At 45.2% G+C, this 22,422-nt stretch carries 19 protein-coding genes; 14 read left to right on the top strand and 5 right to left on the bottom strand.

Going from position 1 to position 22,422, the window contains the following annotated elements; genetic code table 11:
• The first annotated feature begins 212 nt into the window (after positions 1 to 212).
• Positions 213 to 1,318 (top strand): IS3 family transposase gene (locus tag HF992_RS09085; RefSeq protein WP_168549719.1). Its coding sequence is split into 2 segments (ribosomal slippage): positions 213 to 489 and positions 489 to 1,318, totalling 1,107 coding nucleotides; the frame shifts between segments, so codons are not numbered across the junction.
• A gap of 242 nt (positions 1,319 to 1,560) precedes the next feature.
• Here the strand turns inward: HF992_RS09085 and HF992_RS09080 are convergent.
• Entirely contained in the window at positions 1,561 to 2,169 is a 609-nt protein-coding gene (locus HF992_RS09080) for an NUDIX hydrolase (protein ID WP_425505604.1), read from the bottom strand.
• Positions 2,170 to 2,271: 102 nt separating this feature from the next.
• Here HF992_RS09080 and HF992_RS09075 point away from each other — a divergent pair, with 102 nt between their 5' ends.
• The 12 genes from HF992_RS09075 to tkt all read left to right on the top strand — a co-directional run bounded on the left by HF992_RS09075 (position 2,272) and on the right by tkt (position 17,035).
• The gene (locus HF992_RS09075) at positions 2,272 to 2,667 is read left to right on the top strand and encodes a single-stranded DNA-binding protein (protein WP_168549717.1); all 396 of its coding nucleotides are present in this window, start codon (positions 2,272 to 2,274) and stop codon (positions 2,665 to 2,667) included.
• 931 nt (positions 2,668 to 3,598) lie between these two features.
• Positions 3,599 to 3,883 (top strand): co-chaperone GroES, encoded by a 285-nt coding sequence (gene groES, locus HF992_RS09070; protein ID WP_168549716.1) that lies wholly within the window; start codon positions 3,599 to 3,601, stop codon positions 3,881 to 3,883.
• Positions 3,884 to 4,276: 393 nt separating this feature from the next.
• Positions 4,277 to 5,899 (top strand): chaperonin GroEL, encoded by a 1,623-nt coding sequence (gene groL / locus HF992_RS09065; RefSeq protein WP_168549715.1) that lies wholly within the window; start codon positions 4,277 to 4,279, stop codon positions 5,897 to 5,899.
• 186 nt (positions 5,900 to 6,085) lie between these two features.
• A complete protein-coding gene (gene ulaA / locus HF992_RS09060) occupies positions 6,086 to 7,552 on the top strand; it encodes a PTS ascorbate transporter subunit IIC (protein WP_168549714.1) in 1,467 nt (488 codons plus the stop codon).
• A gap of 51 nt (positions 7,553 to 7,603) precedes the next feature.
• Positions 7,604 to 7,885 carry a PTS sugar transporter subunit IIB gene (locus tag HF992_RS09055; RefSeq protein WP_168549713.1) on the top strand — a complete coding sequence of 94 codons (282 nt, stop codon included), beginning with the start codon at positions 7,604 to 7,606 and terminating at the stop codon, positions 7,883 to 7,885.
• A 61-nt stretch (positions 7,886 to 7,946) separates the two neighbouring features.
• Positions 7,947 to 8,432, top strand: a complete 486-nt coding sequence (locus HF992_RS09050; protein ID WP_168549712.1) for a PTS sugar transporter subunit IIA — start codon at positions 7,947 to 7,949, stop codon at positions 8,430 to 8,432.
• A 945-nt stretch (positions 8,433 to 9,377) separates the two neighbouring features.
• Positions 9,378 to 10,043 carry a 3-keto-L-gulonate-6-phosphate decarboxylase UlaD gene (locus HF992_RS09045; RefSeq protein WP_168549711.1) on the top strand — a complete coding sequence of 222 codons (666 nt, stop codon included), beginning with the start codon at positions 9,378 to 9,380 and terminating at the stop codon, positions 10,041 to 10,043.
• 2 nt (positions 10,044 to 10,045) lie between these two features.
• Positions 10,046 to 10,909 carry an L-ribulose-5-phosphate 3-epimerase gene (locus tag HF992_RS09040; RefSeq protein WP_168549710.1) on the top strand — a complete coding sequence of 288 codons (864 nt, stop codon included), beginning with the start codon at positions 10,046 to 10,048 and terminating at the stop codon, positions 10,907 to 10,909.
• Positions 10,909 to 11,622, top strand: a complete 714-nt coding sequence (locus tag HF992_RS09035; protein ID WP_168549709.1) for an L-ribulose-5-phosphate 4-epimerase — start codon at positions 10,909 to 10,911, stop codon at positions 11,620 to 11,622. Before HF992_RS09040 ends, HF992_RS09035 begins: the two co-directional genes overlap by 1 nt.
• A 289-nt stretch (positions 11,623 to 11,911) precedes the next feature.
• A complete protein-coding gene (locus HF992_RS09030) occupies positions 11,912 to 13,576 on the top strand; it encodes a BglG family transcription antiterminator (protein WP_168549708.1) in 1,665 nt (554 codons plus the stop codon).
• 236 nt (positions 13,577 to 13,812) lie between these two features.
• The gene (ulaG, locus tag HF992_RS09025) at positions 13,813 to 14,904 is read left to right on the top strand and encodes an L-ascorbate 6-phosphate lactonase (protein WP_168549707.1); all 1,092 of its coding nucleotides are present in this window, start codon (positions 13,813 to 13,815) and stop codon (positions 14,902 to 14,904) included.
• Positions 14,905 to 15,061: 157 nt separating this feature from the next.
• Positions 15,062 to 17,035 carry a transketolase gene (tkt, locus tag HF992_RS09020; protein ID WP_168549706.1) on the top strand — a complete coding sequence of 658 codons (1,974 nt, stop codon included), beginning with the start codon at positions 15,062 to 15,064 and terminating at the stop codon, positions 17,033 to 17,035.
• A gap of 114 nt (positions 17,036 to 17,149) precedes the next feature.
• On the opposite strand, the gene spx is transcribed toward tkt, so the two are convergent.
• From spx to HF992_RS09000, 4 genes are all read right to left on the bottom strand, one after another.
• Positions 17,150 to 17,548 (bottom strand): transcriptional regulator Spx, encoded by a 399-nt coding sequence (spx, locus tag HF992_RS09015; protein WP_168549705.1) that lies wholly within the window; start codon positions 17,546 to 17,548, stop codon positions 17,150 to 17,152.
• A gap of 79 nt (positions 17,549 to 17,627) precedes the next feature.
• Complete coding sequence (gene recA / locus HF992_RS09010) at positions 17,628 to 18,770, bottom strand: recombinase RecA (protein ID WP_168549704.1); 1,143 nt, start codon at positions 18,768 to 18,770, stop codon at positions 17,628 to 17,630.
• A gap of 47 nt (positions 18,771 to 18,817) precedes the next feature.
• Positions 18,818 to 20,074 carry a competence/damage-inducible protein A gene (locus HF992_RS09005; RefSeq protein ID WP_168549703.1) on the bottom strand — a complete coding sequence of 419 codons (1,257 nt, stop codon included), beginning with the start codon at positions 20,072 to 20,074 and terminating at the stop codon, positions 18,818 to 18,820.
• 161 nt (positions 20,075 to 20,235) lie between these two features.
• The gene (locus HF992_RS09000; protein WP_168549702.1) at positions 20,236 to 20,805 is read right to left on the bottom strand and encodes a DNA-3-methyladenine glycosylase I; all 570 of its coding nucleotides are present in this window, start codon (positions 20,803 to 20,805) and stop codon (positions 20,236 to 20,238) included.
• A 411-nt stretch (positions 20,806 to 21,216) separates the two neighbouring features.
• Here HF992_RS09000 and HF992_RS08995 point away from each other — a divergent pair, with 411 nt between their 5' ends.
• Positions 21,217 to 22,347 carry a hypothetical protein gene (locus HF992_RS08995; protein ID WP_168549701.1) on the top strand — a complete coding sequence of 377 codons (1,131 nt, stop codon included), beginning with the start codon at positions 21,217 to 21,219 and terminating at the stop codon, positions 22,345 to 22,347.
• Positions 22,348 to 22,422 lie beyond the last annotated feature (75 nt).

Genomic DNA, 22,422 nt, shown 5'->3' with positions numbered 1-22,422 from the left:
TGCCTTTTGTAGTATAATGGTTTTGCATCTCAGAGTTCCTTTTAATGTGTTTGTGGTGAACTACATTATATCTCTCTGAGATGTTTTTGCATACTCTCAACTGGCTAACTTCATTTTAGAACTTTCTATTTTAAACTATTAAAATGAATCGGTTACACTAAACTAGACAGAAGAATAAAGTGTTCTACACTAAAGAAAACAGGAGAAACAATATGTCTAGAAAAATACGTCGTCTTTTTACGGATGATTTCAAACACCAAATCGTTGACCTTTATAATGCCGGTATGAAACGACGTGCGCTGATCAAAGAATATGAGCTAACCCCCTCGACCTTTGACAAATGGGTGAAACAGGTCAAAACAACGGGTTCATTTAAAACGGTTGATAACCTCACCGATGAACAGCAGGAGCTGATAGCTCTTAGAAAGCGAAACAAAGAGCTTGAAATGCAGGTCGATATCCTAAAGCAAGCAGCAGTGATTATGGCACAAAAAGGGAAATAATCACTGCTAACAAGGATAAATACAGCATTTCCGCTATGTGTCGGTGGTTGAATCTCCCGCGTTCCAGTTATTACTATAAAGCCTCAGAATCAGTAGCTGAAGCGGCGCTTGAAGAAAAGGTGAAACAAATTTTCCTTGAGAGCCAATCGAGATATGGTGCTCGAAAAATCAAAAAGTGTCTAGAATCTGAAGGCATCCAACTCTCTCATCGTCGCATTCGTCGGATAATGAAGCGATTGAACTTGGTTTCTATTTACCAGAAAGCCGCAGTCAAACCGCAGTCTAAAGGGAAAAATGATGCACCCATCCCAAATCGCTTAGCCAGACAATTCAACCAAGAAACCCCTCTGGAAGTCCTTGTCACTGACTTGACCTATGTCCGTGTTGGTAAGCGATGGGCTTATGTTTGCTTGATGATTGACCTCTATAATCGTGAAATCATCGGTCTGTTAGTCGGTTGGCAGAAGACCGCAACACTCGTCAAACAAGCCATTCAGAGCATTCCTTATGCTCTGACCAAAGTCAAGCTATTTCATTCTGACCGTGGCAAGGAGTTTGATAATCAGCTGATTGATGACATGCTGGAGGCCTTCGGAATCACCCGTTCCCTCAGTCAAGCGGGCTGTCCTTATGACAATGCCGTCGCCGAGAGCACCTACCGCTCTTTCAAACTGGAGTTTATCAACCAAGAAACCTTCCATTCACTCGAAGAACTAACCCTGAAAAACAAGGACTATGTCCACTGGTGGAATCATAACCGCATTCACGGTAGTCTCAACTATCAAACACCTATGGCTAAGCGAGTAATCGCTTAACAAAAACACTTTATAAAAATTGTACAGAAAAGGGTTGCCTTTTCATAGAAACTTCATATTGTCTAAAAATTGCCCCAAAAGGTGGGGAGGCGCAGGGTGTCTAGGAGACATTTGTTGGGTTTTCAATGGCTCATGGTGTAGTCTATTTTTTCTGGCTCGTTTGGTTGAAAAGAGTGAGGGAGCCAATTTGAATAGTGCAACGACTATTAGGTTTAGGCAAGGGAAGACAGACGATTAGAGCACTATCTCGGATACTTTTTGCCAGACCTGATCATTTCCACAAACCGATGGGTAAACAAGGCGGTCATTCCCCAAAGGTTTTCGTCTAGCTTATCGTAGAAGGGAATGGTACGGTGAAAATCCTTGAAGGGGTAGCCCATTCCGTTTGTGATGCGTTCAAATGGAAAATCGCCATTTGCTGTTAATGTTGACGTCAGAGAGTAGTAGACTGGATCGTCTTCTAGTAGCATATCTAGAGGTAAGGTAAAGAGCCGCTCGACTTCTTCGTTGGGAGTGATGGCCTGCCAATCTTCTATCAAAATCTCGCCAACAAAGCAATGAACAGTTCTGGAACCGCTGACTAGAAAGTCAATCTCACCTAAGATTTGAATCTGATCGGAAGCAATGTTGAGTTCTTCCGCCGTCTCACGGATCGCAGCAGCTTTTAGGCTTTCACCTGCTTCTACTTTACCGCCTGGAAAGGCGACTTCTCCTGGCTGGGAGATGTGTTGAGCTCGTATCTGATAGAGAACGTGATAATGATTATCCATTTTGATGAGCGGTAGCAAGACAGCATAGCTGGTCTTCTGATGAATCGGCTTAGGCTGGTAAGTGTTTAAAAGGGACTTGATAGGTTCTAAGGCATGCATATAGGTTTTCCTTGTCATTACTATTTTCTTCATTTTAACATTTTTTGGAAAATCCTACGAATAGAGAGGTAGGAGGATATCAAAATGTTAAATAAAATGATTATGATTGGCCGTTTAGTCCACCAACCTGAGTTGCAAAAAACCACCAATGACAAGCATGTGACTCGTTTTACTATTGCCATCAATCGCAAATACCGTAGCGGAGATGGTGAGCGCCAGACTGACTTTATCCAAACCGTTGCTTGGGGTAAACTGGCAGAGAGTCTGGCAAGCTATGCGACCAAGGGCAGTCTTATTTCTATTGATGGGGAATTAAGGACTCGCAAATATGAGAAAAATGGAGACACCCACTACGTGTCAGAGGTATTGTGCCATGGGTTTCAACTACTAGAGAGTCGTGCCCAGCGTGCCATGCGCGAAAACAATACCAATCAGGATTTAGCAGACCTGGTCTTAGAAGAAGAAGCCTTACCGTTTTAAAGTAGGATGAAACAAAGCTAATTTAAGTTGAGGAAGTGGTCTGAGAAGGTCACTTCCTTAGTTGTTTAGAGTAACGATCTGAGATAAGCAAAGCCTAGTTGCCTTCTGTGGGAATAGGGCATATTATGATGCTGTTTTCATTTGGTAGGCATGGTTTGGTGTTATCCTTCAAAGGAGTTGACGGCTACTGATAAAGTCTAACCCTAAAGCGCAAATAGAACGTCAATGCCAAATTGATTTGCTCTCATGGAAATAGGTGGCTCGAAAATCACCTAATGTAATCGATGGCTTGACTACCTCCAGCAAGGGCTTTGTAGACATGGGGTAGCTTTCATAACGTATAGAGTTGGCGAACCTATCCCCACCAGCTACCACCATTTCAAGCTAGGGTACAATTTGTTGATTGTTCAGCCCCTTCTTGCTATCCAGATTTTACAGGATCTCATAGCCCTTCGATCATCGAGCTGAGTCGGAACAACAACTAGGGTGTCACAGTGTTAACGATTTTTTATGGTTATAAGAGAAATGCTTAGGGGTGGAAGTTGCCAGATTGTTCCAAAACTCCGTGTCATCCATCCTAGCTGCTACAAGTTGCGGGCAGTGTTGCCTATTTCCAAGCTGAGCAATTATACCAATAGCATTACCTTTCAAAAAATGAGTAAAGAGGTTGCGCCGGGGTATTTCAGAAGGGCTTATAACCTCTCTCTGACACCCTTTCTAGTTATTATCCTCTTTTTAGATATCATTTCACGAGTATCGGTAGAATCTTCTTGTTGGAGCATAGAGCAGCCGTTTCTCCATCTTGGGGCGGATTTTTCAGAGAAACCATTTCTTTTTCTTGACTATTTTTGACCAAGTGATAAAATAGAAATTGGATTAGCACTCAAAGATAGAGAGTGCTAAATTATCAATTGTAATATCGGAGGTCTGTATGTTAAAACCATTGGGTGACCGCCTAATTGTGCGTGTCGCAAAAGAAGAAGAGCAAACGGTTGGCGGCTTTGTGCTGGCTGGCGCTTCAAAAGAAGCAACCAAAACAGCTGAAGTCTTGGCTGTTGGGGAAGGAATCCGAACGTTGACAGGTGAGCTAATTGCTCCGTCAGTCGCTGTAGGTCAAACCATTCTGGTGGACAAGTCGGCTGGTATCGACATCAAACACGAGGGCGAAGAGTTTGTTATTATTCGTGAGGCAGACGTTCTGGCTATTGTTAGTTAGCCTACAGTGACAGTAGAGAGGCGATTAACCTGCTTCTGAAGGGCCTTGGGGCAAGCTAGTGATGAGCAAGATGGTTTTGAAACCTGTCTGACAGTGACTTGTTTAACCAATTAACACATCTGGTTTCAAGTAATCAGAGGTGATCTCAAGTTTTCCTCACCTCTCAAAGAGAATTGCTTGGAATCATTGGAGAAGGCTATTCCAAGCTAGCTAGCAAACCTTGTGCTATGCGTGCTTAGCTACAGTGCTATCGCACGCTAGGGGTTACCAGTTGGGCTTGGGAAAGCTCACATCTAGCTAGCTACTGTCGTCAGGCCTTGGATGTCGAGAATTGGGCCTCTAACTGGACAATAGAGCCTATTTAGTATTTATCAGAAAAGAAAAGGAAACAATATGGCAAAAGAAATTAAATTTTCAGCAGATGCGCGTGCTGCAATGGTGCGTGGTGTTGACATCTTAGCAGATACAGTCAAGGTGACCTTAGGTCCTAAAGGCCGCAATGTGGTTTTAGAAAAAGCCTTTGGCTCTCCACTCATCACCAATGATGGGGTGACCATCGCAAAAGAGATTGAATTAGAAGATCATTTTGAAAATATGGGAGCAAAACTCGTTTCAGAAGTTGCTTCAAAGACCAATGACATCGCAGGGGATGGGACAACAACAGCGACTGTATTGACCCAAGCTATTGTGCGTGAAGGCATTAAAAATGTGACTGCAGGAGCTAACCCGATCGGCATCCGCCGTGGGATCGAGAAGGCTGTTGCTGCTGCTGTGGAGGAACTCCAGGCCATCGCTGCGCCAGTGTCTGGCAAGGAAGCCATTGCTCAGGTTGCTGCGGTATCTTCACGTTCAGAGAAAGTCGGAGAGTACATTTCTGAAGCCATGGAAAAAGTTGGAAATGACGGGGTCATTACTATCGAAGAATCACGTGGTATGGAAACAGAGCTTTCTGTTGTAGAAGGGATGCAGTTTGACCGTGGTTACCTCTCTCAATACCTGGTGACAGACAATGAAAAGATGATTGCAGAGCTGGATAACCCTTATATCCTGATTACGGACAAGAAAATTTCTCATATCCAAGAAGTCCTTCCGCTTTTAGAATCTATTTTAAAAACCAATCGTCCACTCTTGATTGTTGCGGATGACGTGGATGGCGAAGCTTTGCCGACTCTTGTTTTGAACAAGATCCGTGGGACTTTCAACGTGGTTGCGGTCAAAGCACCTGGATTTGGGGATCGTCGAAAAGCCATGTTGGAAGACATCGCAATCTTGACAGGTGGTACAGTCATCACGGAAGATCTTGGCTTGGAGTTAAAAGATGCAACGCTTGAAGCCCTCGGTCAGGCAGCTAAAGTAGTGGTCGATAAGGACCATACGACCATTGTTGAAGGAGCTGGTGCTCAGGATGCGATTGCTAATCGTATCGGTGTCTTAAAGGCTCAAATCGAAACGACTACTTCTGAATTTGACCGTGAAAAACTCCAAGAGCGCTTAGCCAAGCTTTCTGGCGGTGTCGCAGTGATCAAGGTCGGTGCAGCTACAGAGACAGAATTAAAAGAGACCAAGCTCCGTATCGAGGATGCCCTAAACGCCACTCGGGCCGCTGTTGAGGAGGGGATTGTCGCTGGTGGTGGAACTGCTTTTGTAACAGTGATGGCTAAGGTTGCCTCTCTAGAGTTGGATGGTGATGAAGCAACTGGTCGTAACATTGTCTTGCGTGCCTTGGAAGAACCTGTTCGCCAGATTGCCCACAACGCAGGTTATGAAGGCTCTATCATCATTGATCGTTTGAAAAATGCAGACCAAGGAGCTGGTTTTAACGCAGCAACAGGTGAATGGGTTGACATGATTGAGGCGGGAATCATTGATCCTGTTAAGGTTAGTCGCTCAGCTCTCCAAAATGCAGCCTCTGTAGCTAGTCTCATCTTGACCACAGAAGCGGTTGTCGCAAACCGCCCAGAACCTGCAAGCCCAGCACCAGCCATGGATCCATCTATGATGGGCGGGATGATGTAGTGCAGTTAGGTGATAGCCCACTAAAAGGTTAGGATTTCCTAGCCTTTTAGTCTATCATTATCTGCTAGTGGCTATCAGTCCACTTTTGAACAGATATTTGTGTGTTCTTTGGTCTTTTTGTGATCGCTTTCAAAAAATATAATAGAAGTGTCATTAATAATATATTTACGAAAAGAGGTAAAGAACATGGAACAATTCCTTGTACCCCTTCAATGGTTCTCGCAGAATATCTTGCAGAAGCCAGCATTTTTCGTTGGTTTGCTGGTATTCATTGGCTACTTGCTTTTGAAAAAGCCCCTGCATGATGTTTTTGCAGGATTTGTCAAGGCGACGGTTGGTTACATGATTTTGAATGTGGCTGCTGGAGGTTTGGTGGTCACTTTCCGACCGATTTTGGCTGCTCTTAACTACAAATTCAACATCGGTGCGGCAGTCATTGACCCCTATTTCGGTCTTGCAGCAGTCAATAACAAGATTGCAGAAGAATTTCCGAAATTTGCTGGCTTAGCCGCCTCTGCTTTGCTGATTGGTTTCTTTGTCAATATTGCTCTGGTAGCACTGCGTAAGGTGACAAAGATTAGGACCTTGTTTATCACAGGTCATATTATGGTTCAGCAAGCTACGACAGTCTCCTTGATTGTTGTCTTGATGTTAGGTGGCTTTATTGGGGAAAATACAGGACTTGCAACGCTTTTGATCGGTTTGGTTTGTGGGCTTTATTGGGCGGTCAGTTCCAATATGACCGTGGAAGCAACCCAGCGCCTGACAGGTGGCGGCGGTTTTGCGATCGGTCACCAACAGCAGTTTGCTTTGTGGTTTGTGGATAAGGTAGCTCCTAAACTAGGGAAAAAAGAAGAGAATTTAGACAATCTGAAGTTACCAGCCTTTTTAAATATTTTCCACGATACAGTAGTGGCCTCAGCCACCTTAATGATGTTCTTCTTTGGAGCAATTCTCTTTGTTCTAGGGCCTGACATTATGGCCAATCCAGAAGTCATCACATCAGGCACGCTCTATGGTGGCCCTGAAAAGCAAGCCTTCTTTATGTATGTCATTGAGGTGGCCTTTACCTTCTCCGTCTACCTTTTCATCTTAATGCAAGGGGTGCGGATGTTCGTGGCAGAATTGACCAACGCTTTCCAAGGGATTTCTGCCAAATTATTGCCAGGATCCTTTCCAGCGGTTGACGTTGCTGCTTCTTATGGGTTTGGATCTTCAAGTGCGGTGCTCTTTGGGTTTGTGTCTGGTTTGATGGGTCAGTTGATTACGATTGTGCTTCTGATTGTCTTTAAAAATCCAGTCCTGATTATTACTGGTTTTGTCCCAGTCTTCTTTGACAACGCGGCTATTGCGGTCTACGCAGACAAACGGGGTGGTTGGAAGGCAGCAGTGATTTTGTCCTTCTTATCAGGTGTCCTCCAGGTGGCGCTTGGTGCCGTTGCGGTAGCGCTTTTAGGGCTCGCCAACTTCGGTGGTTATCATGGCAATATTGACTTTGTTTTACCGTGGTTGCCGTTTGCTTATAGCTTTAAAACTCTTGGGATTGCTGGTTATGTCTTGGTTTGTTTGTTCTTGCTGGCTATTCCGCAACTGCAATTTGCCAAAGCCAAGGATAAAGAGGCTTACTACCGTGGAGATGTCCAAGCGGACTAAGCTTGTGTTAAGATAGAAATTATAAAAACAAAAAATAGAAAAGAGGAAATGATGGTTAAAGTATTAACAGCGTGTGGCAATGGCATGGGATCGTCTATGGTGATCAAGATGAAGGTTGAAAATGCTCTGAGACAGCTCGGTGTGACAGATATCCAATCCGCTTCTTGCTCTGTTGGCGAGGCCAAGGGCCTGGCAGCAGGTTATGATATTGTGGTGGCTTCTAATCATTTGATTGCTGAATTAGAGGGACGCACCAAAGGAAAGTTGGTCGGTTTGGACAATCTGATGGATGACAATGAAATCAAGACCAAGCTAGCAGCGGTACTGGAGTAGGTTAGTCTGAGAGGCTGGAAGATTGACCAGCCTCTTATCTTTGATAGTGAAGGAGATAGCCATGAATTTAAAAAAGGCTTTTGTAGAAAATAATTCGATTCGGTTAGGTTTAACGGCAAGCAGCTGGCAGGAAGCAGTTGAATTGGCGGTGCAACCGCTGATTGAGAGTGGAGCAGTCACTGGGGAGTACTATGACGCTATTATCGCCTCAACTGAAGAATACGGTCCCTACTATGTCCTCATGCCTGGCATGGCCATGCCACATGCTCAGGCTGGAGCAGGCGTTTATCGAGATTCCTTCTCCTTGATTACCTTGACAGAGCCGGTTACTTTTTCAGATGGCAAAGAAGTCAGTGTGCTTTTAACTCTGGCTGCCACAACACCAGCGATTCATACCTCGGTGGCCATTCCTCAAATTATTGCCTTATTTGAATTAGATAGGGCTATTGAACGCCTAGTGGCCTGCCAATCACCAGAGGAAGTTTTGGCAATGGTCGAAGAATCGAAGTCTAGTCCTTACTTAGAGGGCTTTGATCTTGATGATTAGGGAGTTGTTGGCTAGAAGATAACTATCCTAATGAAACTTGGAGAACAGTTTTATTGAAAAACGAGACTTCTTACTTAAAACTGCTTAGGTTGAAGAGAGAATCCATTTGGTGACACTCTTCAATCTTTTTTGTGTCGTTAACTATTAGCCTTCTAAGGGAAGAGCCCTGTTTTTCTTGACCTGCTTCTTTGGGAATGTTTTATAGCATGGCGTTTCTGGGCGAGAGTGGAACTCAATCGGTCATTCGTCAGAATTCGATGAGTCGTTAGCCTACCCCGCACAGTTGATTGGGTCAGTTTTGGAGCCTATAACCTATAAAGCGAACAAAAACTGCCAATCAACCACTGCGGCAAGCTGTTTTTTCTAGCATAGTTTTAATAGAACTGACTTTTTGCCCAGTCTCATTTCCAACTTCCAAAGGTCCCCCGGACCTTTTTGACACTGACGTTGTCAGCTCTATTTCCAACTTCCAAAGGTCCCCCGGACCTTTGGAACTATGCAGGGGGTAACACTAAAACTGGTAAAGCTAGCATTGTTTCTCTTTAATTTCTAGGAGACAAGCTTGGACAGCCTAGCCTCAGGCTGTCAAAGCTCCCAACCCCTTCGTCTTACTCAACCAATCAAAAATCATTGAGAGGCATAGACTTTTGTCCCAGCCTCACTTTCATTAGCATCTTATACCACTGAGGAATTCTATAACCCGAAAGTTCTGGCCTAGGTTATAGGAACTGTATCCATTTTTCAAGGCAGGCATTGTCTTTAAAGTAAGAAGAGGCTTGCTCGTTGCATTTGTCGGACTTGACGATGGCTGCTGATGAGGATTACCGTCCAACTTTGGACACAGTCCTGTGTTTTATTTGGTCTTTTTTAGGTCTTGCAAGCGTTTTATAATAGGGGTGAGTAAGGGATTGGCTCTGCCATTTCCCAAAAGAAAAGGAGAATATCATGACAAAACCTATTCCTAACTTGCAAGTGGCCCTGGACCATTCTGACCTTAAGGGAGCCATCAAGGCGGCAGTCTCTGTCGGTCACGAGGTGGATATCATCGAGGCGGGTACAGTTTGCCTGCTCCAAGTTGGTAGCGAGTTGGTGGAGGTGCTGCGCAACCTCTTCCCAGAAAAGATTATCGTAGCGGATACCAAGTGTGCGGATGCTGGTGGGACTATTGCGAAAAATAATGCTGTACGCGGGGCAGACTGGATGACCTGTATTTGTTCAGCGACCATTCCTACTATGGAAGCAGCCCTCAAAGCCATCCAAGAAGTCAATGGTGAAAAGGGTGAAATCCAAATCGAGCTCTACGGCGACTGGACTTTTGAGCAAGCCCAACTCTGGCTAGATGCAGGAATCTCTCAAGCCATCTACCACCAATCACGTGACGCTCTTCTTGCTGGCGAGACTTGGGGGGAAAAAGACCTCAATAAGGTTAAAAAACTCATTGAAATGGGCTTCCGCGTTTCGGTGACAGGTGGTCTGGACGTGAATACCCTCAAGCTCTTTGAAGGGGTTGAGGTGTACACCTTCATCGCTGGTCGTGGCATCACCGAAGCTGAAAATCCAGCGGCAGCAGCTCGTGAATTCAAAGATGAAATTCGTCGGATTTGGGGGTAAGTATGGCACGTCCGATTGGTATCTATGAAAAGGCGACACCCAAGCACTTGACCTGGTTGGAACGCCTGCAATTTGCGAAAGAACTGGGTTTTGACTTTGTGGAAATGTCTATTGATGAGTCAGATGATCGCTGGGCACGCCTGGACTGGACCAAGGCAGAGCGGCTGGACATGGTCAAAGCCATCTATGAGACTGGTGTTCGGATCCCGACCATTTGCTTCTCAGGGCATCGTCGCTATCCGCTGGGATCAGCTAATCCAGAATTGGAAGCAGAAGCCTTGTCTGCCATGAAAAAATGTATCGAACTGGCTCAAGATTTGGGGGTTCGCGTGATTCAGTTGGCGGGCTATGACGTCTACTATGAGGAAAAATCGCCAGAAACACGGGCTCGCTTTATCAAGAACCTGCGAAAAGCCTGCGACTGTGCGGAGCAGGCTCAAGTTATCTTGGCCATCGAGATCATGGACGATCCCTTTATCAACTCCATCCAGAAATACCAGGCCATCGAGAAAGAAATCGACTCGCCCTATCTCTTTGTCTACCCAGACACAGGCAATATATCAGCCTGGCACAATGACATCTGGAGCGAGTTTTATCTGGGGCACCGCTCTATTGCCGCCCTGCACTTGAAGGACACCTACACAGTGACCGAAACCTCAAAAGGTCAGTTCCGTGATGTCCCCTTTGGTCAAGGCTGTGTGGACTGGGAAGGCATGTTTGATGTACTCAAGAAATCCAACTACCAAGGCCCATTCTTGATTGAAATGTGGTCAGAAAACTGTGAAACCGTCGAGGAAACCAAGATAGCCATCAAGGAGGCGCAGGATTTCCTCTACCCACTGATTGAGAAAGCAGGATTACGCTAATGCCAAAAGAGTTACAGGAAATGAGAAAACGGGTCTGCGAGGCCAACAAGGATTTGCCAAAGCATGGTCTGGTTAAGTTCACTTGGGGCAATGTCTCCGAAGTCTGTCGTGAACTGGGGCGCATCGTCATCAAACCATCAGGTGTGAACTACGACAAGCTGACCCCTGAAAACATGGTGGTGACAGATCTTGATGGCCATGTCATTGAGGGGGATCTCAACCCGTCATCAGACTTGAAAACCCACGTGGAGCTCTACAAGGCCTGGCCCCATATCCACGCGGTTGTCCATACCCACTCAACTGAAGCTGTTGGCTGGGCCCAAGCTGGTCGTGACATTCCTTTCTATGGGACGACCCACGCTGACTATTTCTACGGGCCAGTCCCGTGTGCCCGTTCTCTGACGGCTGATGAAGTCAATGTCGCCTATGAAAAAGAGACAGGAATCGTCATCGTGGAAGAGTTTGCCCGCCGTGGCATCGACCCTGTAGCTGTGCCTGGTATCGTGGTCCGTAACCATGGGCCGTTTACCTGGGGCAAGGACCCGGCACAAGCGGTCTACCACAGTGTGGTCTTAGAGGAAGTGGCCCGTATGAACCGCTACACTGAGCAAATCAATCCGCGGGTGGAGCCTGCTCCTCAGTACATCATGGACAAGCACTACCTGCGCAAGCACGGTCCAAATGCCTACTATGGGCAAAAGGGTCAGGAATAATGATGGCAGAAAGATTGATTTGGCAGTCATTCTTCTCCCCACAGCACATGTCGAGCGTTTAATCACAGGAGTGTGTGGTCAAATCCTGAGGAAAGTGCTATAGTAGGAGATGCATGATCCGTCTCGTGCTCTTTAATACCAAACTCACCCTGGTATTCTTTTCTAAGCAAAAGGTCTACCAAAACCTCTAGATACCAAGGGGTAGGGGGATGTGATCTAGTTTGAAAAGGAATGCTGTAGAGAGGTATGGGCATGGTGAGGTCGGGGAAAATGGTTAGAGGAGGAAGTCATGTTATTACTGGATAAGGATTCGCACGCTTTGTTAACATACTTAATGGATTTAGAGATTCCTGAGACAGTTATGACCATTTCTAAGCGAATTGATCAATCAAGACGAAAAATTTACTATAGCTTGGAAAAATTGAATGAGGCCCTGCCAGAGCATGTGGGGCCCATTATCAGTGTTCCAAGGGTTGGCATTTGTTTGACCGCCCAGCAAAAGATGGCTTGCCAATTTTTGCTTGATGAAATGGATGACTATAGCTATATCATGAGCATGGAGGAGCGGATAGAGTTGTTGCTCTTGTATATCTTGGTCTCTCCAGAGAGGGTCACTCTGGAGCGCATGATGCAGTTGACGGATGTTTCCCGCAATACAACCCTCAACGATTTGAATGCTATCCGAGAACGGCTGAGTCAAGAGTATTGTTATCTGCCCTTGGTGGTGACTAAAAGCCGAGGGTATTTTATCAATTGCCATCTTCTGGACAAGATCCAATATATTTACTCGCTGCTTTTTACGATTTTCACCTCCAGTAATGAGAGTTTTAGGAGCATCTTGGTCAAAAAATTCCAGGAAATAGCAGATGACATGTCGCTTTTTTCGCAGGAAAGTTCGGAAGGCCTGTTTCAGATGCTAAAGGATCTCCGAAAGACTTGGGGCAAGGAGATGTACGATTCGGATATGGAGATGATGATTCGTATGCTCCCTTATATTCTCCTTTGTTATCGTAATAGTGAATTGTCCAGTCAAGAACGGGAAGATGTTAATAGAGAGCTTAGTCTTGTTCACAAACGGATGGAATTCAAAATAGCCAAGCAGATTAGCCTTCACCTCGCCCAACACTACGCTATCTTTTTGGACAATATTGAGCTGGCTCTGATAGGGATCTTGCTGCTATCATCACGCAAGAACTATGATAGCCATACCAATACTTTGGATTTTAGAGACATTGAAGAAGCGATCGAGTTGTTTTTGCAGAAATTTGAAAGGCATACTCCCTTTCAGGTGACTCAGCGGTCGGAACTTGCCAAGCGTCTCCTCATTCACTGCAAGGCACTGATTTTCCGCAAGACTTATCGGATTTTGTCCAAGAATCCTCTGACCTCTCAGATTAAGGATAAGTACGCTTCTCTCTTTGAGGCAACAGCTTTCTGTGTGGACATTCTTGAAGAGGCTTGGCTGATCCAATTAACGGACGATGATATTGCCCACATTGTCATTCATCTGGGAGGGGCGCTTAGAAGCATGGAAGTCCAACGGCCACCAGAGCGCGTCTGCCTGATCTGTGATGAAGGGATAGCCATTCAACGTCTCTTACTGAAGCAATTGGAGTATCATTTCCCGAGCGTAACGGTTGTTGCTGTTTTTACGACAGAACAGTTTAAGAGTGTTGAAGATATCTTAGAAGTGGATGCTATCATTCAGACCAGCGATAGTTTGGAAACCAGTCTTCCTACTGTGGAGGTTAGTCCTATCCTGAGTAGAGATGATGTTTTGAGGGTTGGTAAGATCTTGCTGCACCCGACCTCATTTGGCCATGGTTCACTTGATCAGGAGTTGGAAACGCTTATTGAAGCTTACATTCCCAATCAAGACAACCAACAACTCTTTAGAGCTAAACTGCAAAAATTGATGCGTGATAACTTGATGATCGGCTTAATGTCAGAATAATGCAAGGAACAGTCCAAGAATGAACACAAATTTGTGTCTCATTTGGGCTTTTTTTAGAGCTCTAATAAGTATATGATAAGGGTAGAAAACAAAGCTTTTGGTCAATGATGCTCATGAAAACGACTCTTGCTTCTGTGGTGTTCCAAAAGTATGCAGGACCTGCTATAAAATGGTGCACAGAGAAGGGATTTGGTTTTAAGGGTAGGCATACCAACTATAAGGAGGCATATTATAATATGGCTAAGGTACAAGATATTACAAGAGAATCCTGGATTCTGAGCACCTTCCCAGAGTGGGGGACCTGGCTCAATGAAGAAATCGAGCAGGAAGTGGTGCCAGAAGGCAACTTTGCCATGTGGTGGCTGGGCAACTGTGGTGTCTGGATCAAGACGCCAGGCGGTGCCAACCTCGTCATGGACCTCTGGTCATCGCGCGGCAAATCAACCAAACAAGTCAAAGACATGGTCTGGGGACACCAGATGGCCAACATGGCCGGTGTGCGCAAGCTCCAGCCGAACCTGCGAGTGCAGCCGATGGTCATCGATCCATTTGCCATCAATGAGTTGGACTATTATCTGGTGTCCCATGTTCATAGTGACCACATGGACATCAATACAGCAGCTGCCATCCTCAATAATCCTAATCTTAGCCATGTTAAGTTTGTTGGTCCTGTTGAATCAGGCGACATTTGGGAAAAATGGGGGGTGCCAGCAGACCGTATTATCCGTATCGCACCGGGCGATCATTTTGAGTTTAAGGATATCAAGGTACATGCGGTGGAGTCTTTCGATCGGACCTGCTTGGTCACTCTGCCAATCGATGGTTACGAAGAAAATGGCGGTAGCTTGGCTGGTCTGCCGGTAACGGACGAGCTCATGGCCCGTAAAGCAGTCAACTATGTCTTTGAAACACCAGGCGGCACCATCTACCACGGGGCGGACTCTCACTTCTCAAACTACTTTGCCAAACATGGCCGTGATTTCACCATTGACGTTGCTATCAACAATTACGGAGATAATCCGATTGGGATCCAAGACAAGATGACTTCTATCGACCTGCTCCGTATGGCTGAGAACCTGCGTGCTAAGGTCATCATCCCTGTCCACTATGACATCTGGTCAAACTTCATGGCCTCAACAGACGAGATTATTCAACTTTGGAAGATGCGAAAAGAGCGTCTCCAGTACGACTTCCACCCCTTCATTTGGGAAGTAGGTGGCAAGTACACCTATCCGCTTGACAAGGACCGCATTGAGTACCACCACCCTCGTGGTTTCGATGATGTTTTTGAGCATGATTCAAACATTCCGTTCAAAGCCCTCCTATAGGAGAGAGCACTATATCAAAGAGGCGGGAAATGTTCTGCCTCTTTCTGTTGTCAGTCGATAAAAAATTAGCGATCTAAAGTCCTTGAGAATTGCTGGGACTTTGCCCAGCGGTTCTTTTATGGTAAAATGTAAGGGACTACATAAAAAGGAGAGACCTATGTCTAACGTATCTATTAACGCTATTCGCTTCCTAGGGATTGATGCGATTGAAAAATCAAAATCTGGCCACCCAGGAATCGTGATGGGGGCTGCACCGATGGCCTATAGCCTCTTTACCAAGCACCTTCGGGTGAACCCGGCGCAACCCAACTGGATTAACCGCGACCGCTTTGTGCTTTCAGCGGGTCATGGTTCGATGCTGCTTTATGCCCTGCTTCACCTCTCTGGTTTTGAAGATGTCACACTAGAAGAGATCAAAAACTTCCGCCAGTGGGGCTCTAAAACACCAGGGCACCCTGAACTAGGGCACACAGCAGGGGTGGATATCACGACTGGGCCGCTCGGTCAAGGGATTGCTTCCGCTGTTGGTTTTGCCCAAGCAGAACGCTTCCTAGCTGCTAAATACAACCGTGACGGCTACAACTTGTTTGACCACTATACCTATGTAATCTGTGGCGATGGGGACCTTATGGAAGGTGTTTCTGCCGAAGCGGCGTCCTATGCTGGTTTGCAGAAATTGGACAAGTTGATTGTTCTTTATGATTCAAACGATATCAACCTCGACGGTCCGACCTCTGAGTGTTTCACAGAAGATGTCCGTGCCCGCTACACTGCTTACGGTTGGCATACTATTCTGGTTGAAGAAGGCACAGATTTAGATGCTATTCACGAGGCTATTGAAGAAGCTAAAGCTGCTGGCAAGCCAACCTTGATTGAAATCAAGACCGTCATCGGTCATGGTTCTCCTGCTAAAGCAGGTACCAATGCAGTACACGGGGCGCCACTTGGTCCAGATGAAGCTGCTGCTACCCGTGAAAATCTTGGTTGGGATTACGCCCCATTTGAAGTTCCAGAAGAAGTGTATGCAGACTTCAAGAAAAATGTGATAGAGCGTGGTCAACAAGCCCATAAGGCTTGGGAACAATTAGTGGCGGATTACAAACAAGCTTTCCCTGAACTAGGAGAGGAAATTACCGCGATTTTGGAAGGTAAAGACCCTGTTGTTGTGAAGCCAGAAGATTTCCCAGCTATCGAAAATGGATTCTCACAAGCAACCCGTAATTCTAGCCAGGATGCCCTCAATGTTATCGCTGCTAAGATGCCTAATTTCTTGGGTGGTTCAGCAGACTTGGCCCACTCTAATATGACGGTGATCAAAGGTGAAGGCCTTCAAGATGATACGGAGCGCCTCAACCGCAACATCCAGTTTGGTGTTCGTGAGTTTGCCATGGGAACTATCTTGAACGGTATGGCAGCTCATGGTGGCCTACGCGTTTATGGGGGAACCTTCTTTGTGTTCTCAGACTATGTGAAAGCTGCTGTACGTCTATCTGCCCTGCAAGGGTTGCCAGTGACTTATGTCTTCACTCACGATTCGATTGCTGTTGGTGAGGATGGTCCGACTCATGAGCCGGTGGAGCATTTGGCAGGCTTACGTGCAATGCCAAACCTCAATGTGATCCGTCCAGCAGATGCGCGTGAAACGCAGGCAGCTTGGTACTTGGCAGTGAATAGCCGTCAAACACCAACAGCTCTTGTTCTCACTCGTCAAAACTTGACCGTTCAAGAGGGAACCGATTTTGATAAAGTGGCTAAGGGAGCCTATGTCGTTTATGAAGAGGAAGGTTTTGATACAATCTTGATCGCGACTGGTTCTGAGGTCGAGCTAGCGGTAACTGCTGCCAAAGCCTTGTCTGAAAAAGGAACTAAGGTTCGTGTCGTTAGCATGCCTTCAACTAATCTCTTTGATGCACAAGAAGCGGAATACAAAGAAACTATCTTGCCAAATACAATCCGCCGTCGTGTGGCTATCGAGATGGGATCTACTCAAAACTGGTACAAATATGTTGGTCTTGATGGGGCAGTGATCGGTATTGATACGTTTGGTGCCTCTGCCCCGGCAGCAGAAGTCATTGCAAATTATGGCTTTACGGTTGATAATGTGATTACAACTGTAGAAGGATTGAAGTAGAAACCACTCTATTTCTCAGTGCCCTTTCTAAGAGAGAGACTATTTTACTCTCTATCCGTTTTAAGGAAATAAATCAAAAAGCTCTCAGATGATCATTCTGAGAGCTTTTTGGAATTAAAGTGCAGCACGTAAACGGGCTTGAGCATTCTCGACATTGCGGACAGCACGTGGCAAGAAGGCTCGGATATCATCTTCTTTATAGCCGACTTGAAGGCGTTTGGTATCAATCAGGATAGGACTTTTTAGAATTCTTGGATTTTCAGTAATAATGTCAATCACTTCATTGACACTGAGATCGTCAATATTAACCCCTAAGCCTTTGGCATAACGGTTTTTGGACGAGACGATAGAGGCGATCCCATTTTCGGTTTTGGATAGAATTTCTAAAATTTCAGCTTTCGTAATGGCTTCTTTTCCAAGGTTATGTTCTTTATAAGGGAGATGATGAGCATTTAACCAAGTTTTGGCTTTTTTGCAGCTGGTGCAACTTGATACAGTATAAATCTTGATCATTCAGTAGCTCCTTTTGCTATGATACTAGTATTATAACTAGTATACCATTTTTTGCCATCAGTCGGAAGACCTATTTTGGTCATTCTTCGATTTCTATGGTATCAAGATCAAGAGTGACTTCTTCTGAGAGTGGTTCTTCCACTTGAACTGTAGAGGTTTCCTCGCCTTCTTTGGCTTCAATGAGGCCATAATGAATCCGAACTTTACGATCAATCTCTGCAAAAACTTCTGGATTTTCTTTGAGGAATTTCTTGGCATTTTCAGAGCCTTGACCAATTTTTTCACCGTTATAAGAGAACCAAGCCCCAGACTTCTTGATGATATCTAGATTGCTCGCGATTGTCACCAATTCACCGGTTTGGGAAATTCCTTCGCCATACATGATTTCGACGAAGGCTTCTTTGAATGGTGGGGCAACTTTGTTTTTGACAACCTTGATCTTGGTTTCTTTACCAACGCTCTGGTCTTTCTGATCGCCAGTACCCTTAATTTGGGTTGAGCCACGCACATCTAAACGAACGGAAGCGTAGAATTTCAGAGCACGGCCACCTGGTGTAGTCTCAGGGTTACCGAACATGACGCCCACTTTTTCACGTAGCTGGTTAATGAAGATAGCAATGGTCTTGGTTTTGTTGATTGAGGCACCAAGCTTACGCATGGCCTGGCTCATCATCCGAGCCTGCAGACCAACATGGTTATCACCGATGTCGCCATCAATCTCTGCACGTGGGACAAGAGCCGCTACCGAGTCAATAACAACTAAATCCACCGCCCCAGAATCAATCAACTTGCCTGCAATCTCAAGACCTTGTTCACCCGAATCCGGCTGAGAAAGCAATAACTCGTCAATATTGACACCGAGAGCTTGGGCATACAGCGGATCAAGGGCGTGTTCTGCATCAATGAAAGCTGCAATGCCCCCCTCTTTTTGGCACTGTGCAACTGCATGAAGGGCCACGGTAGTCTTACCTGAACTTTCAGGACCATAAATCTCAATGATCCGACCTTTAGGGTAGCCGCCTGCTCCAAGAGCGATATCCAGCGCCAGTGAACCTGAACTCATAACTTGTACTTTTTGTTCTGCACGCTCACCAAGACGCATAATAGCCCCTTTCCCAAAGTCTTTTTCAATGGTTTTTAGGGCGTCATCGAGGGCTTTTTTGCGTTCGTCACCAAATTTTTTGGTGATTTCATCTAATTTTTTGGTTGGTTTTTTTGCCAAAATAATTCTCCTATTCTACCTTGTTTAATCAACAAGCTGTTTGTCTATTATACCAAATTTCCATCATTTAATAAAGTTTGTCGCATTAGGTTAAAGGCGTGCAGACAGGCAATATGACGGATATCTTGCCGACTGCGTCCTCCAATATTGACTGGATAAGCCTTGCTGAATTCTCGTGTGGCAAGGCCGATAAAAACAGTGCCAGCTGGATGTCCTTCTAGGTGCTCTGGACCAGCTACACCTGTTAGGGCAATGCCATAATCGCTACCGACAATAGCTCTCGCCTGCTCTGCCATGTCACAAGCGGTAGAGGCAGAAACAACTCCTTGACGCGCCAACTGTTCTTTATCAAGTTGTAACAGTTGCGCTTTTTGCTGGGGGCTGTAAGTCACAAAACCGCCTTCAAGGACAGCAGAAGCTCCTGGAAAATCAGCGATAGTGGCCTGAAAGAGTCCTGCAGTGAGGCTTTCTGCGGCGCTAATTGTCTCTTGTCTAGCTGACAAGAGGTCGAAGACAAGCTTAGCGAGGCTGTTATCATCACCGTATCCGTACATAAGATTTCTCAATTGCCCATGGTTTAGAATCTCCTCTTCTAGTTTGGTGAGCTTTTCATCGGCTTTTTGGGGGTCCCTTGCCTTGGTAGATAGGCGCAAGGTCACCTCTCCTGTCTTCGCATAGGGAGCGATGGTCGGATCGGACTGCTTGGCAATCAAATCAGACAATAGGGTTACCAGCTGGCTTTCGCCGATACCGAAAAAGCGTAGGACTCTTGAGTAGAGTTTTTGACCAGTAGTATCCAGTAAGGGGATTAGCTCTTGATTGACCATAGGTTTCAGCTCGCTCGGAGGGCCAGGCAAGACGATATAGGTTACGCCATCAACGTCAAGGTAGCCTCCGACAGCTAAACCAGTTACATTTGGTAGAGGCTGGCTACCGTCAATAATCTGAGCTTGGCGATCATTGTTGCTGGTCCTAACATAATCGGGTCTGCTCGCAAAAAAACGGTCTAGCTTGTCCATGGCATCAGGATCAAAAATAAGGGGACGCCCCAAAAACTTAGCGAGTGTTTGCTTGGTTAAATCGTCTTCTGTGGGTCCTAGACCACCGCAGAGCACAATGAGATCACTTCGTTTGGAAGCTGTTTTTAAGACTTTTAAGAGTCGTTCTTCATTATCCCCAACAGCGATATGGTAAAACACATCCATTCCTATTTGAGCAAATTTTTCAGAAAGGAATTGGGCATTGGTGTTGACAATCTGACCGGTTAAAATTTCGGTGCCGACAGCGATGAGCTCAGCTTTCATGGGTAACCTACCTCTTTATTCGTAATACTGCTTCCATTTTAGCAAAAAAATCCCCAATACACTAGAGATTGGGGAAGCTGACTGATAAAAGGGGAGGTCTGGTTGCTAGGTGCTGAGGATTTGTATTTTTAAGACTTAATGGTTGATGGTTTGATTTTGATTTAGCCTGAACTATTTTTAAAGGGACAATGATCCTCATGGTCATTGACTAAGCCAGCAGCTTGGAGATAGGAGTAAATGCAGACTGGCCCGACAAAGCTAAATCCTCTTTTTTTGAGATCTTTAGAAATAATTTGAGAAAGAATTGTCTGGTTGGGCAATAGGTGATAATCTGGGACGGAGTTAACGATAGGGGATCCGTCTACAAAGGACCAGAGGTAGTGGTCAAAACTGCCAAATGTTATCTGTATCTGTCTGAAAGCCTGGGCATTTTGACGAGTAGCATACAGTTTGGCGCGGTGACGGATGATATCAGGATTGTTTAGTAGGCTATCGAGCTCTTGGTCAGTCATGGTGGCTACTCGCTCTACATCATAATTGTAAAAAGCTTTCCGAAAGGCTTGGCGCTTATTGAGGACGGTCTCCCAAGATAAGCCAGCCTGATAGGATTCCAAGCAAAGCAATTCAAAGAGCGCTTGGTCGTCGTGGAGAGGTCTCCCCCATTCAGTATCGTGATAGCTGATGTAGAGAGGATTGGATGCTTTGACCCAAGAACAGGTAACTTTTTTCATAAGAGTAGTATAACACAAAGAAGAAAACAAGAGGAGGAATGAGGTTGAAAATAGTTTGATAAAAAATTTCAAAACATTTCCTGTTTTTTTAATTTATTTACGAATAAGATGGTAGAAGGGTAAAAATGCTGATCACTGATCAGCTGTTCAATGAAAACGATCCTAGAGTAGACAGTGGTCGGTAGTGACTGACAAAGGCTATTTCATAAGTGAAACGGACAGGCAACAAGCCTTAGTAGGAGGGGGATTATTGGTTTCACAGCGAATGGATCTGATGCTCTAGCTGTTGAGTTTTAAAGAATAGCGATTGTTGATCACTGGTAAAGATACCCGACTCATTCTGAGAACAGGCATTGGCGAAAGGTGCTGCTCAGTAGACGTTTATTGACTATTATCTTGGAGGAAACAGTTATGACAATGAAACACATTTACCAATCAGGTCTGCTAGTAGCAGTTGCGGCACTTAGCCTTTATCAGACTACTTCTGCTCAGGCTGAAGGTGAGCAAGGTCCTGTGGCAACGACAACAGTTGTGGCGACAGGAACTTCCGCTGAAACAGTTCCTACTACAGTGGAAACCTCGGAGGCTAATCAAACACCTTCTGAAACGCTTGAAAAGGGAGAGGGAAAGGAAGAAACAGTTACACCAATTACTCCAGCATCAGAAGCGCCAGCCGAAAAGGATCTCACAACTGTAAAGCCAGATGTTTTAAACGATAATAAGGTGCGTGCATGGCTAGAAAGAACCCAGTTTCAATTTGTACAGACCCTTTTTCGGACAGATGTTGAGGGCAAGGAAATTCATGGAAATGTCGAAGGTTACCAAGCCCCATTGGCTTTGAAAGGGTACACTTATCTATCTACTATCGTTACAACTACTGAAAAAGGCCCAGCCCTTGTTCACCTCTATCAGGATGCGACCCATTTGGATAAAACGATTAGCCGAACAGAGTATCTTGATGGGACATCTGGAAAAAAACTTCAAGCCGATCAAAAAGGCCAAGCTTTCCAAGCTAAAATCGGAGATTTTAACTATTATAATGGCTTTGTGGTTGAAGAAAACGGAGAAAAAGTTTATAAGATTTTTTATCTGACAGATAGCGACTACATTTCTTATGCAGGTAGTCATTACTATGTCCGCTTGACAGACTATACGCGATTCATTGATCGTCAGACTGGTAAGGAGATTGCTACCCGCCAAGACGGCTTTGTTCCTGTCTACGACATCGCTGGTTACAGCTATATTTCAGGTGAAATTGTAGAAGAAGGTGATAAGACTTATTTTGTTCAATCATTTGATCCGCAAAACTCAGAAGTAAAGGAGAAAAAGGAAGAATCAGCTATCGCTTCAATTATTAATAGAGCTGTTGAGAATATGATTCCAACAAGACACCGTCAAAAATCCGACCTACCGACGACAGGAGACAGTAAAACACCAGTAACTTTATTTGGGATTATTTTACTCATTATTTCGGTATTTGCTATAAGCTACAGAAACCATCATAAGCTTGAAATGAAAAGAAAAAAAGCGCTCAACGATTAAGTTGATCGCTTTTTCTCTCAAACAGGCACCGCAGTTCAACTAGAAACAAGGGAGAAATGAAGGGACACTTAGCGC

The sequence above is a fragment of the Streptococcus ovuberis genome (genome assembly GCF_012396585.1).
Taxonomy (GTDB): domain Bacteria; phylum Bacillota; class Bacilli; order Lactobacillales; family Streptococcaceae; genus Streptococcus; species Streptococcus ovuberis.
The sequence above is the reverse complement of the archived record's forward strand: the minus strand, read 5'-3'. Positions and strand labels throughout refer to the sequence as shown.

Coding starts and splice junctions, on each gene's coding strand:
- tkt (WP_168549706.1), top strand. CDS start 15,062: ATGTCTAACGTATCTATTAACGCTATTCGCTTCCTAGGGATTGATGCG.
- ulaG (WP_168549707.1), top strand. CDS start 13,813: ATGGCTAAGGTACAAGATATTACAAGAGAATCCTGGATTCTGAGCACC.
- ulaA (WP_168549714.1), top strand. CDS start 6,086: ATGGAACAATTCCTTGTACCCCTTCAATGGTTCTCGCAGAATATCTTG.
- groES (WP_168549716.1), top strand. CDS start 3,599: ATGTTAAAACCATTGGGTGACCGCCTAATTGTGCGTGTCGCAAAAGAA.
- HF992_RS09040 (WP_168549710.1), top strand. CDS start 10,046: ATGGCACGTCCGATTGGTATCTATGAAAAGGCGACACCCAAGCACTTG.
- HF992_RS09035 (WP_168549709.1), top strand. CDS start 10,909: ATGCCAAAAGAGTTACAGGAAATGAGAAAACGGGTCTGCGAGGCCAAC.
- spx (WP_168549705.1), bottom strand. CDS start 17,548: ATGATCAAGATTTATACTGTATCAAGTTGCACCAGCTGCAAAAAAGCC.
- HF992_RS09000 (WP_168549702.1), bottom strand. CDS start 20,805: ATGAAAAAAGTTACCTGTTCTTGGGTCAAAGCATCCAATCCTCTCTAC.
- HF992_RS09075 (WP_168549717.1), top strand. CDS start 2,272: ATGTTAAATAAAATGATTATGATTGGCCGTTTAGTCCACCAACCTGAG.
- groL (WP_168549715.1), top strand. CDS start 4,277: ATGGCAAAAGAAATTAAATTTTCAGCAGATGCGCGTGCTGCAATGGTG.
- HF992_RS09050 (WP_168549712.1), top strand. CDS start 7,947: ATGAATTTAAAAAAGGCTTTTGTAGAAAATAATTCGATTCGGTTAGGT.
- HF992_RS09055 (WP_168549713.1), top strand. CDS start 7,604: ATGGTTAAAGTATTAACAGCGTGTGGCAATGGCATGGGATCGTCTATG.
- HF992_RS08995 (WP_168549701.1), top strand. CDS start 21,217: ATGACAATGAAACACATTTACCAATCAGGTCTGCTAGTAGCAGTTGCG.
- HF992_RS09045 (WP_168549711.1), top strand. CDS start 9,378: ATGACAAAACCTATTCCTAACTTGCAAGTGGCCCTGGACCATTCTGAC.
- HF992_RS09005 (WP_168549703.1), bottom strand. CDS start 20,074: ATGAAAGCTGAGCTCATCGCTGTCGGCACCGAAATTTTAACCGGTCAG.
- HF992_RS09030 (WP_168549708.1), top strand. CDS start 11,912: ATGTTATTACTGGATAAGGATTCGCACGCTTTGTTAACATACTTAATG.